This is a genomic window from Bacillus sp. NPDC094064 (assembly GCF_050279585.1).
In the GTDB taxonomy this organism is placed as follows: Bacteria; Bacillota; Bacilli; order Bacillales; family Bacillaceae_G; genus Bacillus_A.
Map to the genome: position 1 here is coordinate 106,872 of NZ_JBNNUI010000004.1, position 13,797 is coordinate 120,668.

Consider the following 13,797-nt stretch of genomic DNA (forward strand, 5'->3'; position numbering starts at 1 on the left):
GACAAAAAAAGTGCGGGCATACGACACCCACACTTGTAAAATCTTAAGTAAGAAATACATTTACCTGTAAACTGCGAATGCGTCCATCAGGTGAGAAGCGGGTGCTTCTACTTGTTCCACAAAACAATATTCTATTATCCTTGATGAGTTTATCATAGGACATGACGTCTGTCAAGAAGACGCGATGTGTTTTACTAACAACAAGAAATATTGTAACAAACAACTACCATACTTGCAATACTTTTTTATGATAAGTGTTATATGGTTATTTTTGCTAATTTTCCTCACTTATCTTATATAGAAAAGCCGCGGTATACCGCGGCTCTTTCTTATCGTTTTCCTTCTACTTTAATCATGTCAACAAACGCCTCTAATGCGATTGTCTCTGATTTTTGTTCACCATATTTACGTACGTTTACGCCGTTTTCAGTTACTTCATTGTCACCTACTACAAGCATGTACGGAATTTTTTGCATTTGTGCTTCACGGATTTTGTAACCGATTTTCTCTTCACGAGTATCTAATTCAACACGGATACCAGCACGTCGTAATTCGTCTTGTACTTTCTTCGCGTAGTCTAAATGCACTTGTGGAGAAACTGGAATCACTTGTACTTGAACTGGAGCTAACCAAGTAGGGAATGCACCTTTGTATTCTTCAATTAAGAAGGCTACGAAGCGTTCCATAGTTGATACAACACCACGGTGAATTACAACTGGACGATGTTGTTTACCATCTTCACCAACGTAAGCTAATTCAAAGCGTTCTGGAAGTAAGAAGTCTAATTGTACAGTTGAAAGTGTTTCGTCTTTTCCAAGAGCAGTACGAACTTGAACATCAAGTTTTGGACCGTAGAATGCCGCTTCACCTTCAGCTTCATAGTAATCAAGACCCATTTCGTCCATCGCTTCTTTTAACATACCTTGTGCTTTTTCCCACATCTCATCATCCGCATAATACTTTTTAGTATCTGCTGGGTCACGATAAGATAGACGGAATGAATAGTTCTCTAAACCGAAATCTTTGTACACTTCTAGAGTTAAGTTTACAACACGTTTTAACTCTTCTTTAATTTGATCTGGACGAACGAAAATGTGCGCATCGTTTAAAGTCATTCCGCGTACACGTTGTAATCCAGATAACGCACCTGACATTTCATAGCGGTGCATTGTTCCAAGTTCCGCAATACGGATTGGTAGTTCACGGTAGCTGTGAATATCGTTTTTATAAACCATCATGTGGTGAGGGCAGTTCATTGGACGAAGAACTAATTCTTCATTATCCATTTCCATTGATGGGAACATGCCATCACGGTAGTGGTTCCAGTGACCAGAAGTTTCATAAAGCTCTCTGCTTCCTAGTACTGGAGTGTATACGTGATCATAGCCTAAGCTTGCTTCTTTATCAACTATGTAACGCTCGATAATACGGCGAATTGTTGCGCCTTTTGGTAACCAAAGTGGTAAACCTTGTCCTACTTTTTGGCTATTAGTAAATAGTTTTAATTCTTTACCTAATTTACGGTGATCGCGCTCTTTTGCTTCTTCAAGCATACGTAAGTGCTCATCTAATTCTGCTTTCTTAACGAATGCAGTACCGTAAATACGTTGTAACATTTTATTATTGCTATCGCCGCGCCAGTAAGCACCCGCAACGCTTAATAATTTAAACACTTTAATTTTTCCTGTAGATGGAAGGTGAACACCACGACAAAGGTCGAAGAATTCGCCTTGCTCATAGATTGAAATAACCGCATCTTCTGGAAGATCGTTAATTAAATCTAATTTTAACTCATCGTCAATTTCTTCAAAGCGACGAAGTGCTTCTGCACGTGGTACTTCATGACGAACGATTTCTAAGTTCTCATTCACGATTTTTTGCATTTCTTTTTCGATTTTCTTGAAGTCTTCAACTGTAATTGCTTCTTCCATATCAATATCGTAGTAGAAGCCATTTTCAATTACTGGACCAATACCAAGCTCAAGCTTAACATCTTTATATAAACGTTTTAACGCTTGTGCTAAAAGGTGGGCTGTTGAATGGCGTAAAATGTATAAGCCATCTTCAGAATCTAATGTAATAATAGAAACTGCACCATCTTCTTCGATTGGTGTAACAAGATCGATCATCTCATCATTTAATTTTCCAGCCACAGCCTTTTTCTTTAAGCCTGGGCTAATAGAAGCTGCGATTTCTTCAGTTGTTACGCCTTTTGGAAACTCCTTCACAGCTCCATCAGGGAAAGTAATTTTAACTACATCTGCCATCACTGGTCACTCCTCTTTTTTTTCAAAATAAAAAACACTCATCCCGTAAAAAGGGACGAGTGTTGAATTCGTGGTTCCACCCTTGTTCCAATTAACATAATTGTTAATTGCTCAAGTTCAACATAACGGTGTTGTCCGTTAGCAATTACTAAAAAAATCGTTCACTGCTAAAGTTTAGAGGTGGTAAGTAATAATCCCGTACTAGGAAGCTCACACCCTAAGGCTTCCCTCTCTGAAAATCGTAGAAAACTACTCATGTCCTCATCATGACATTTCAATATATTTCATTTATGTAGGTAATTATATGCTCAAAAACTTAGAAAATCAAGGGCGTTACCTTTATTTTTTAATTTTTTCACATTGCGTTCAAACTCATGTAATCCATGTAATTGTAATCGTTCTTGAAATACGTTTCGCAACGTAATAATCATATTATGGTCTTGTTCTTTCGTATATAAATAAATTTTTTTCGGCGAAATAGAAAGAAGTGGTGCAATTACTTTCGTATCAATATATACATCCTTTTGCTTTAATAATTCTTCATCTATATATTGGACCAATTTCTCCTGTTTTAAACGTCTACCTTTATCATCATAAAAAATAAAGCTTTCATCAAAAATAAGGTGCATACAGGACAAACGCGATTTCCGGCTACTCACTTGTTGCCGGAGCGTCTCAATGAACATTTGATATTCTTGTTCCATCTTATACTCATCAATCGCTACTTCCGCAAGCTTAGCTACCATTTCCCTATATGTACGAAGACGAAAACGAACATACGATGAAAACGAGAATGAGAGCGGATCACAAATCCAGTTATTTAAAGAAGACTTAATGTATGATTCAAATGTATTGCGTGTTAAATCCTGAGCTACACCTTTTCTTCTTCCCTTTAAAATCTCCTGTGCCATATGCAATATTTGATGACACTCTTCTTGTTCTTCATAAAAAAACTTTTCTTTTAAAATTGTATATATCCACTCATTTTGTTTCACATTCACAATGAAATACACCATTACTGGCAATAAAATCTTTTCAATATAATTCGATTCACGCACTGGTATGTGAATCACAACTTTCTGTTCCTGTAAGTACACACTCGTTTCCTTATATAACATTTCCGCTCTTTTCAGTAGTTGTTTATATACGTGCATAGCATCATTTTTTTCTTCGAAGCAAATTTCAATCACTTTTGTCCCCCCTTTTATCCCCGCTCTAAAGGATTGTATCTATACGTTACAAATCCTATAAGAGTTTTGGCCCTTGGAAGTTCACTCTTAGTAGAATTTCATTTCCTATCGTTAGAAAACCCACTCGATATGGCTTGCTAATTTTATATATATTAAGGGAGAAAGAAAAAAATGATACAAGCCACAATGAATTTTCTATAAGAACTTTTCATTTTACAATTCGACTACTATGAAAAGCATTCCAAACGAAAAAAAGAGCAAGCTTCTCAGCTTACTCTTTTACTTATGACGACGGTTTTTCCCGCCAATTGGAATTGGTTTCGCTAAATACTTAATTCGTTCCATAATACGAGCTGCTTTCATTTCTTCCGCTTCACCGCGCTGTGTATACGTTAAATGATGTTCCAGCTCCTTGAAATCAAAGTTAGACGTAAAGAACGTCGGCAAGTTTTCAAGCATACGGAATTGTAAGATTGCGCCAAGCACATCGTCACGTACAAAGCTTGACATCGCTTCGGCTCCAATATCATCTAACATTAACACTTGTACACGTTTCACCGCATCAATCTTTTCCCCGATTGAATTATCTTGAATCGAACTTTTAATTTCACGTAAAAATTCCGGGAAGTATACGAGCATCGAACTTATTTTCTTTCGAGCAAGTTCATTCGCGATTGCTCCTAACAAATACGTTTTCCCTACACCAAATTTACCGTACAAATATAAACCTTGTACTTTTTTACCTGGTTCATATGTACTTAAAAATTCATTCGCCGCTCCAATTGCATCGATACGTGCATCTAAATCGGAAGGATCTAAATTCTCCATCGTTGCCTGTAAAATATCAGTTGGCATATATACACTTTGAACGAGTTTTTCATATTTCTTTCTCTCGTCATACGCTACTTTTCTAATGCAGCGATCATATTGAATATCAATCATCTTACCTTGGATAACAAGCTTTGGCTCATATCCTTGCAGCATGTTTTTACATGATCCTAAATCCGGACAATCCGCACAACCTACACTTTGTCCAATATATTCATATAACTTCACAAGACTGCGCTCAATCATCGAAGTTGTTACTTCACCTTTATGTTCGTCTATAAATTCTTTCACACGCGGGTGTGCCATCACTTCTGCCTTTAATACTTCATATCTATTTTTAAAATTTTTATTCTCCATTAATTTTGCAAATGAATTTTGAATATGCTCCATTTTCTCACCTCAAAGAGCGTTCATTCTCTTCTATTAATCACGCTTATATTTTTTCAACACTTCTTCTAGTCGTTTTCTTTCATCTTCTAACGTACTTGCACCTTTTTCCGAACTTACATCTTTCTTCGCAATTTCTTTCGCTTGTTCCTTCGGCTCTTCTTTCAGCCAATCTGGTACCATTTCTTTTCGTACTGTTTTCTTCGACGTACGGCCTTTTTTCTTCGTTTCAGCCCACTCTTGATATTGACGGTTTTCTTCTTTCGCCAATGCCATCGCTTCAGCTACTGTACCGACCTTTTTACGCGCCCAATGACCAGCAATCTTCTCCACATACGTTTTCGCGAGCTTCATATCTGAGCGTAGCATAACGTAATAAATAAGTACATTTACAACGCCTGGCGTTAGTTTTTGATTGATCATTACATCTTCAACGATTTGCAAGTCCGCTTTCGTCGCCTCTGCACCACCAGATATCTCTTTCAATAGTTGTTTTGGCGAGATTTCTTCTAACTGCTTTATTAGCATCTCTTCCTGCGTTGAAGGCTCTTTCTCTTTCATCATACGCGCACTATGAGGCTGCACTCTTTCGCTTAATACAGGTAATGCTTGCCCGTTTTCAAATTGATACCAATCGCGCGCTCCTTTTCTAAGCCTTTCGATATCAATTGTTTGCATCTCTGTCACCGCACCAAGAACGATATTTTGCATCGATAACACATCTACACCATATACGTAAGAAAGCGTAATCACACACTCTCGAACTGGATCTGTAATCGCCTTTTTAGGAACAAGAGCGGACAATCCGTCTACAAATAAGGAGAAATCAAAGAAATCATTCCAAACTTTCGGAGCGTCTCCCTTCTCGTTACTTGGCATAGTTGTCGTTTTTGGAATACGAAGGTCTTCTTGCGCATGCTCAAGCTGTCCTGGATTAAACGAACCAAACACATCATTGAACGAACGCGTAACATTTTCATAAGAGGCAAAATCAAACTCTTCCTCTAAGAAATATTGCTTTACTTGATTATATTTTGTCCGACTCAATCGATTGTATAAAAAGATACTTAAAACAATATCATCAAAAAACTGCTTTGGAGATAAAGGCGGTTGCAACTCGTATATAAACATTCGAATATCTTTTTCTTTCTTAATATATACCTTTAAAAGCCCAATTGCCTCTAACTTCACTCGTTCCTCATATATTTCAGGAAGTTGCATTTGCATGGTCACCATAAGGGAATGGTGTGTATTCTCTTTTCCAAATACACGATCTTGTTCTAACTCTCCCCATAGCGTCATGTATAAGCTAAAAGCTCTACTACCTATTAACGGTTGATACAACATTGTTAACACTTTTCGGTCGTAATTATGTAGTAGCCCTTTCGCACTTACTTTATAACGATCAATCGGCAATAGCTCCATCCATGACTGTTTTTCCATTCTTGCTTTTCCTTTCTCTCATCCAATCTATCCTCTACTGATCAAAGCTTCACTTTATTAGCGAAAAAGAGCTATTAGCTTACGCTCCTAGCTCTCTTATCTCATTACTTACAGTATGTAAAGAGAATTGAATAGGCTTCTATTCTCTTTCTTTTTGCAGTATATCTTTCAATTCTTCAATAAATACATTTAAATCTTTAAATTGACGATATACAGAAGCAAAACGTACGTAAGCAACATCATCGATATCACGAAGCTCTTCCATAACTATTTCACCAATCATATCACTTTTCACTTCTGAAATACCTAAATTACGAAGCTCACGTTCCACACTTTGTGTTACTTCCTCTAATTGTCTTAAAGATACTGGTCTTTTTTCACACGCTTTAATTAAACCGCGTAAAATCTTTTCTTTATTAAACTCTTCTCGTGTACCTTCTTTTTTAACAACGATAAGAGGTGATTCTTCTACTCTTTCAAATGTCGTAAAGCGACTTAAACAGCTTTCACACTCTCTCCTTCTTCGAATAGAGCGTCCCTCGTCTACCGGACGCGAATCTAACACTCTTGTGCCATTATGAGAACAGGACGGACAACGCAATATATTCACTCCTTTACACTATACCCTTTATTTTTTCTCTACTCACTTCGCCTGAAAATATATATACAATATTATATAACTCATTCTAACGCTCTTACCACTTTAAGTTTACACGCATTATGTTATCATCCCGTTTTCAAAAAATAAGATGGTAGATGAAGCGCTAACTTATTTGTAAAAGTTCAATTTATTCAACTAACGAGTACGTTACGTTTTTCCCTTTTTATAAACTAAAAAAGAGGTGCATTATACACCTCTTTACATTTTAAATCAATTATGTTCTTTTTTAAAGAGCTTTTGTTTCTCTCTGCTTAATTTCGAAGCTACCAGTGCCTCGAGGAAGCTCGATGCTCTCACGCGTTTTCGCGTTTAAACCTTCTGCAATATATTCTGCAGCAACATTTGGATCAATACGATCCCCACAAGTATAAACATCAATACTTGCGTAACCATGCTCCGGAAAGCTATGAATTGTTAAATGTGATTCCGAGATAATTACTACTCCACTTACACCTTGTGGTGCAAATTTATGAAAAGCAACCTCACGTACTTCAGCACCAGCTTTTAGTGCTGCATCCACAAATAATTGTTCAATATATGGCATGTCATTAAGCTTGTCGAAATCGCAATCCCAAAGTTCAGCGATTACGTGACGACCCATCGTATCCATAGTATCCATTCTACAGTTCCCCCTTGTAAATTTATTCTAACTGTTCGAATTGAAAACTAATTTGCAATTTGGCTTGCTCCACTACCACGGGGGAAAGTTAGTCCAGAGAGGTCCTAACCCTTTAAGTAGTGACTACGTACCTCAGCTCTTAAGTTTACGAGTGTTAGTATACTTTGTTTATTTTCATTTTGCAACAACAGTTTTTTCGATTTTCTGTCATAATTTCCTCTTTACTTTTCCCTAAAAAAAATAAATGATTCACAAATACAGTAATAACAACGGTTCGTGGTATGTCCACTTTTTAAAATATACTCATATATTTTTTCCTTTTCAGAAAAAAATAAAAAAAGAGGGCAAATATTTATTTGCCCTCTCCCTCATTCACTTAAATATGTTGCACATTTTTTTGTTTCGCTAATTCATCAACAACTAACGTTACAAGATCTACAACACGACGAGAGTAGCCCCACTCGTTATCATACCAAGCAAGTACTTTCACTTTACGATCACCCATTACCATTGTAGATAAACCATCAATAATAGCTGAGTGTGTATTTGTATTAAAGTCAATAGATACTAAAGGCTCTTCGCTAAATTCTACAATGCCTTTTAATGCACCATTCGCAACAGTTTTGAATGCATCATTAATAGCTTCAACTGTCACATCACGTTTTACATCTACTACTAAGTCAACAAGAGACACGTTTGGTGTTGGTACACGAAGTGCCATACCATGAAGTTTTCCATTTAAGTGCGGAAGAACTTTTGCTAGCGCTTTCGCAGCACCTGTCGTTGTCGGAATAATTGACTGTCCGCAAGCACGTGCTCTTCTTAAATCTTTATGTGGGTTATCAATATTTTTTTGGTCATTTGTATAAGCGTGAACAGTCGTCATTAAACCGTTTTCAATTCCGAACTGCTCATCTAACACCTTCACAACAGGCGCTAAACAGTTTGTTGTACAAGATGCGTTTGAAATAACAGTATGTTTTGTAATATCTAGTTGGTCTTCGTTCACACCAACTACAATTGTTACATCTTCATTTTTACCAGGCGCTGTTAAAATAACTTTTTTCGCTCCAGCTTCAACATGAAGAATTGCTTTTTCTTTTGAATTAAATTTACCAGTTGCTTCAATTACAACTTCAACACCTAGATCTGCCCAAGGCAATTCCTTTGGATCGCGGTTGTTTAAAAGGCGAATCATTTTCCCATCAACTAATAAGTGATCTTCAAATGCTTCTACTGTTCCGTCAAACTTGCCGTGAACTGTATCATATTTAATTAAATGTGCTAACGTTTCAGATGGATAGCTTGCATTGATTGCTACAATTTCGAATGCGCTTTCTTTTATTGCCTGACGAAATACCATTCTCCCAATACGTCCAAATCCATTAATTGCCACACGAGTCATAATATGTTATCCCCCTTGAATGCGTTATACTATTTATCTCTAATCCCAATAATAGTATAGCACAAAAAGAAGATATGTCACTAAGCATTTTCATTAATTTCACAATTTTTTAAGTAATAATGTTCCACTTCTTTAAAATAACCTGTAATTGTGTTTTCGTTTCCATAATTGTGCCATCATTATTTATCACTTCATCTGCGTATTTTACTTTTTCTTCCAATGTCATCTGAGATTGAATACGAGCTGTTGCTTCTTCTTCTGAAAAGTTATTTCGTTTCATTAAACGTTCTAATTGTATATTCGGTGTAACTGCTACAACTAAAACACGATCCACGAGACTTGTTAATTTACTTTCAAACAAAAGAGGGATATCTAACACAACCGCTTGCACCCCTTCTTTTATGTACATTTCCTTTTGCGTATTCATTTCCTCACGCACTGCAGGATGAACAATTTTATTTAACTGCAATCGTTTTTCTTCATTATGGAAAACGACACTTCCTAATTTCGGGCGATCCAATTCTCCACCTTTTTGTAACACTTCCGTTCCAAATACCTCTACAATTTTGTTATATGCTGGTTTTCCTCGTTCTACAACTTCTCTTGCGATAATATCTGCATCAATAACTGGTATACTTAGCTCACGAAACATTTGAGACACTGTACTTTTTCCACTTGCAATGCCTCCCGTTAATCCAATTACTACTGTCATAATAATCCCCCTCACAATATAAAAGGCGCGAAACTAATGTTCCACGCCCGTACTTACATTTTCCAAATTCCAATAATAATGAGTAATACTCCAGGCAGGAATGTAAATTTTTGTAACCATTTCATATTTGATAAAACCGTTCCCAGTTTCATTCCAATAAATAAAAACAAAGAACTCATCACTGCAACTAATACCGCCATCATCGCAGGTGCATATCCTAATAAAGATGCACCAATTCCAGCACCAAACGAATCTACAGAAAGAGCTATACCGAGAAGTAATGCTTCTCCTGCAGAAATAGTTCCCGATTTATCAAAATCTGCAACTGTCGGTTTCCGTAAAATTTGAATCACTAGTCCTAGTGAAGCGATCTCTAATTTCCAAACCTTCTCTTCTTGCTTCGGTTCTTCTTTTTTATCACTCCGAAAAAATTGGTATAATACCCAAATCCCGATTCCAATAAGAACAAGCCCACCGATACGCGTTGCGATAACAGGTGAAAAAATTTTCGCGATCATATGTCCAATTCCCATTGAAACAAGCATAACAGCCGCTGAACAGATTCCGATAATTATAATTGATCTTAGTGGAATCCTTACACTTCTTAAACCATATGTTAGCCCTACACTACAGCTATCTAAGCTTAATGTAAAAGCTAATAAAATAAGAGATAAATAAAGGTACATCGGTAAGCTCCTCCCTTATACATAGCTCTGCTGTATGTATATGACAAATGCCTATCCGATGTTATCTCTTTTCTATATTCTAGGCTGACAAATTGGGCAGTAATGTGTTCCTCTTCCACCAACAACTGTTTTTTCTAAAATCGTACCGCAAGTCACACATGGTTCTCCCTTTTTTCCATATACATTTAGAAGTTCTTGGAATGAACCAATTTGCCCTTGCGAATTGATATACGTTCTAATTGTACTTCCGCCTCGCTTCACTGCTTCGCCTAGCGTTGTAACAATCGCTTCGTATACTCTCTCGATTTCTTCTTCTGTTAAAGACGACGCTTCCCGTTCCGGATGGATGTGAGAACGGAATAAAACTTCATCTACATATATATTTCCAAGCCCTACTAAAAGACGCTGGTCTAATAATACGACTTTTATTTTGCGATTTGTCTTTTGCAATCTCTCTTGTAAATACTTCGGTGTCAATTCAGCATCAAATGGCTCCGGTCCTAAATCAGCAAGAGGCATTTGATTTAATTCTTCACCTTTTTTAAAGAGATGCATCGTACCAAACTTTCTCACATCTTTATAATGCAATTCCGTTCCATCTGTAAATAAGAAACGGACATGCGTATGTTTATCAATCGGCTCACCCTCTTGATGTAGTAAAAACTTACCTTCCATACGCAAATGGGAAACAATGACATAATTCGTTACATATAAAAGCAAAAACTTTCCTCTTCGCTTTATATTTTCAATCGTCTCGCCTCTTAGCATTTCTTTAAAAATTTCCACATCATCTGGGCGCTTTACTATTTTTGGATAAGTAACGATGACATCTTCAATCGTTTTTCCTGTCACAAGATTTTCAAGCGTCCGTCTAACATTTTCAACCTCTGGTAATTCAGGCATTTCATCACGTCCTTATTTTGCGTCGTACCAAGTTGGACCGTAAGAATAATCAACTTTCAGCGGCACTGCAAGTTCAATTGCATGTTCCATTACTTCTGGTACAAGCTTCTCTAATTTTTCAATTTCTTCTTTTGGTGCTTCAAAGATTAATTCATCGTGCACTTGCAGAAGAAGGCGCGCTTGTAATCCTTCTTCTTCTAGACGATCCGCCATAATAATCATCGCTTTTTTAATAATATCAGCTGCAGTACCTTGAATTGGTGTATTCATAGCTGTACGTTCAGCAAAGCTACGTAAATTGAAATTACGACTCGTAATTTCTGGAATATAACGGCGACGATTTAATAATGTAGCCACATATCCTTTTTGTTTCGCATCTTTTACGATGTCCTCCATGTATTCTTGTACACCAGGGAAACTTTCTAAATACTTTTCAATAAATTCTGCTGCTGCTTTTCTTGTAATTCCTAAGTTTTGCGAAAGACCATAATCACTAATACCATATACAATTCCGAAGTTAACAGCTTTCGCTTGTCGTCTCATATTTGAAGTTACTTCATCTTTTTCAACGCCAAATACATCCATAGCTGTTTTCGTATGAATATCCATGTCATGTTGGAACGCTTCAACTAACCCTTTATCATTTGCAATATGAGCTAATACACGAAGTTCAATTTGCGAATAATCTGCTGCGTACATAATCCATCCTTCTTCTGATGGAACGAATGCCTGACGAATCTTTCTTCCTTCTTCTAATCGAATCGGGATATTTTGCAAGTTCGGATCAGTTGAGCTTAATCGGCCTGTTTGCGTTAATACTTGATTGAAACGAGTATGGATTTTACATGAATCTTCATGTACAACTTTCAATAAACCTTCAATGTAAGTTGAATTTAGTTTCCCTAATTGACGATAATGTAAAATATTTGGAATGATCTCATGGTGATCCATAAGCTTGTCTAGTACATCAGCTGACGTAGAATAGCCTGTTTTCGTCTTTTTAATAACTGGTAAGTTTAAGTTTTCAAACAGAATAACACCAAGCTGCTTCGGTGAATTAATATTAAATTCTGTTCCCGCAAGCCTATAAATTTCCTGTTCCATTTCCTTTAATCTACCTGCAAGCTCTTCTCCCATATTACGAAGACGATCCGTATCAACTTTTACACCTTTTACTTCCATATCAGCTAATACACGTGCAAGTGGCAATTCTAACTCTGTAAATAGTTCATATTGCTCATTTTTTTCTAACTCTTCAATGAATGTTTGCTTTACATCATATAATACATGCACTTTACGAGCGACATGCTCTGCTACTACTTCTAGCTCTGGAACAGCACGCTTCGCGCCTTTTCCGTAAACTTCTTCATCGGATTTCACAGCATGCGTTTCTTTCATTTTCGCTACAGTACGGAAATCTTTGTCCGTATCAGCTGGATCAAGTAAATACGCAGCGATTAATAAATCAAAGTCAATCCCTTGAATATCTATCCCATTCCATTTAAGCGCAACGATCGCACGCTTCGCATCAAATGTATGCTTTCTCATTTCTCCATTTGCAAGCCACTCTTTAAAAGCATCTGACTTAAGGGCAATGTCTGTCTGAATAAAGTAGCAACCATTTTCATTTTGAATACCAAAACCCTGAATATCTGCTTTATGATAATTATCTTCTTGCACTTCAACAATAAGCGCACTATCTTGCTGAAGCATCTCTTCTGTAACTTCTTCCACGATATCAAATGTAATATCATCTAATTCAGCTGGAGCTGTTTCCTCCGGCGTAACACCTAACTTATTTAAAAGAGATGTAAATCCTAAACTCTCGAACATTGGAATGACATCACTTGGTTCATATCCTTTATATTCCATATCATCTACATGCACAGTAATTGGTGCATCTGTAATAATAGTTGCAAGATCTTTACTCATAAGAGCTTGGTCTTTATTTGCTTCCAGCTTTTCTTTTAATTTCTTCCCACTTACTTGATCTATATTTTCATACACCTCTTCAACCGTTCCAAACTGTGTTAACAATTTAATCGCAGTTTTTTCACCAACTCCTGGTACACCCGGGATATTATCTGATTGGTCTCCCATTAAACCTTTCATATCAATAATTTGCTTTGGTGATAAGCTGTATTTCTCAAATAAAGCTTCTGTCGTATATTCATCTACTTCTGTAATCCCTTTTCGTGGAATACATACAAGTGTGTTATCAGAAACAAGTTGAAGTAAATCTTTATCTCCTGAAATAACTTTAACGTAAGCCCCTTGCTCACTAGCTTCTTTCGCTAACGTCCCCATAATGTCATCCGCTTCGTAATTTTCCAGCTCATAACGTGGTACGTTGAATGCATCAAGCATCTCACGAATAAACGGGAATTGCTCTGATAATTCAGGTGGCGTTTTTTGACGCCCTCCTTTATACTCGCTATACGTTTTATGACGGAATGTTGTTTTTCCTGCATCAAATGCTACTAACATATGCGTCGGCTTTTCTTCCTCTAATATTCTCATTAACATCATTGTAAAACCGTAAATTGCGTTCGTATGTATACCTTTGTCGTTATTTAAAAGCGGTAGTGCAAAGAAAGCACGATACGCGATATTATTACCATCTACTAGTACGACTTTTTTTTCCAAAATCGAAACCTCCCCATACAAATTTGAAATGATTTTTTTCACAGAAAAAA

The 13,797-nt window shown here is 36.8% G+C and carries 11 protein-coding genes and 2 other annotated features (1 of these 13 cut by a window edge); all 11 genes read right to left on the reverse strand.

The genetic code is table 11. The features are described from left to right. Window positions 1–119, reverse strand: a sequence feature (ribosomal protein L20 leader region) (it extends 2 nt beyond the left edge of the window). Between the two features lie 210 nt (window positions 120–329). The 11 genes from thrS to polA all read right to left on the reverse strand — a co-directional run bounded on the left by thrS (window position 330) and on the right by polA (window position 13,747). Continuing rightward, window positions 330–2,267 carry a threonine--tRNA ligase gene (thrS, locus tag ACQKNI_RS11080; RefSeq protein WP_098253179.1) on the reverse strand — a complete coding sequence of 646 codons (1,938 nt, stop codon included), beginning with the start codon at window positions 2,265–2,267 and terminating at the stop codon, window positions 330–332. 48 nt (window positions 2,268–2,315) lie between these two features. Next, window positions 2,316–2,544, reverse strand: a binding site (T-box leader). A 31-nt stretch (window positions 2,545–2,575) separates the two neighbouring features. After that, window positions 2,576–3,457 carry a putative sporulation protein YtxC gene (ytxC, locus tag ACQKNI_RS11085; RefSeq protein ID WP_088230806.1) on the reverse strand — a complete coding sequence of 294 codons (882 nt, stop codon included), beginning with the start codon at window positions 3,455–3,457 and terminating at the stop codon, window positions 2,576–2,578. 279 nt (window positions 3,458–3,736) lie between these two features. Continuing rightward, entirely contained in the window at window positions 3,737–4,675 is a 939-nt protein-coding gene (dnaI, locus tag ACQKNI_RS11090) for a primosomal protein DnaI (RefSeq protein WP_088230807.1), read from the reverse strand. A gap of 33 nt (window positions 4,676–4,708) precedes the next feature. Beyond that, on the reverse strand, window positions 4,709–6,115 hold the full coding sequence (locus ACQKNI_RS11095) for a replication initiation and membrane attachment family protein (protein WP_088230808.1): 1,407 nt from the start codon (window positions 6,113–6,115) through the stop codon (window positions 4,709–4,711). Window positions 6,116–6,254: 139 nt separating this feature from the next. Then, complete coding sequence (gene nrdR / locus ACQKNI_RS11100; RefSeq protein ID WP_001203687.1) at window positions 6,255–6,716, reverse strand: transcriptional regulator NrdR; 462 nt, start codon at window positions 6,714–6,716, stop codon at window positions 6,255–6,257. Window positions 6,717–7,002: 286 nt separating this feature from the next. Then, window positions 7,003–7,386: an adenosylmethionine decarboxylase gene (speD, locus tag ACQKNI_RS11105; protein ID WP_098413228.1), complete on the reverse strand. Its 384-nt coding sequence runs from the start codon at window positions 7,384–7,386 to the stop codon at window positions 7,003–7,005. Between the two features lie 385 nt (window positions 7,387–7,771). Continuing rightward, entirely contained in the window at window positions 7,772–8,800 is a 1,029-nt protein-coding gene (locus tag ACQKNI_RS11110; protein WP_088230810.1) for a glyceraldehyde-3-phosphate dehydrogenase, read from the reverse strand. Between the two features lie 109 nt (window positions 8,801–8,909). Next, a complete protein-coding gene (gene coaE / locus ACQKNI_RS11115; RefSeq protein WP_088230811.1) occupies window positions 8,910–9,512 on the reverse strand; it encodes a dephospho-CoA kinase in 603 nt (200 codons plus the stop codon). A 53-nt stretch (window positions 9,513–9,565) separates the two neighbouring features. Then, window positions 9,566–10,198, reverse strand: coding sequence for a sporulation membrane protein YtaF (ytaF, locus tag ACQKNI_RS11120; RefSeq protein ID WP_000281732.1), 633 nt, complete (start codon window positions 10,196–10,198; stop codon window positions 9,566–9,568). 72 nt (window positions 10,199–10,270) lie between these two features. After that, a complete protein-coding gene (gene mutM / locus ACQKNI_RS11125) occupies window positions 10,271–11,101 on the reverse strand; it encodes a DNA-formamidopyrimidine glycosylase (RefSeq protein WP_098253180.1) in 831 nt (276 codons plus the stop codon). Between the two features lie 12 nt (window positions 11,102–11,113). Next, window positions 11,114–13,747, reverse strand: a complete 2,634-nt coding sequence (gene polA, locus ACQKNI_RS11130) for a DNA polymerase I (RefSeq protein WP_141556604.1) — start codon at window positions 13,745–13,747, stop codon at window positions 11,114–11,116. Window positions 13,748–13,797 lie beyond the last annotated feature (50 nt).

Excerpts from the sequence above, each read along its gene's own strand:
- thrS (WP_098253179.1), bottom strand. The coding sequence starts at position 2,267 with ATGGCAGATGTAGTTAAAATTACTTTCCCTGATGGAGCTGTGAAGGAG.
- dnaI (WP_088230807.1), bottom strand. The coding sequence starts at position 4,675 with ATGGAGCATATTCAAAATTCATTTGCAAAATTAATGGAGAATAAAAAT.
- ACQKNI_RS11095 (WP_088230808.1), bottom strand. The coding sequence starts at position 6,115 with ATGGAAAAACAGTCATGGATGGAGCTATTGCCGATTGATCGTTATAAA.
- speD (WP_098413228.1), bottom strand. The coding sequence starts at position 7,386 with ATGGATACGATGGGTCGTCACGTAATCGCTGAACTTTGGGATTGCGAT.
- ACQKNI_RS11110 (WP_088230810.1), bottom strand. The coding sequence starts at position 8,800 with ATGACTCGTGTGGCAATTAATGGATTTGGACGTATTGGGAGAATGGTA.
- coaE (WP_088230811.1), bottom strand. The coding sequence starts at position 9,512 with ATGACAGTAGTAATTGGATTAACGGGAGGCATTGCAAGTGGAAAAAGT.
- ytaF (WP_000281732.1), bottom strand. The coding sequence starts at position 10,198 with ATGTACCTTTATTTATCTCTTATTTTATTAGCTTTTACATTAAGCTTA.
- mutM (WP_098253180.1), bottom strand. The coding sequence starts at position 11,101 with ATGCCTGAATTACCAGAGGTTGAAAATGTTAGACGGACGCTTGAAAAT.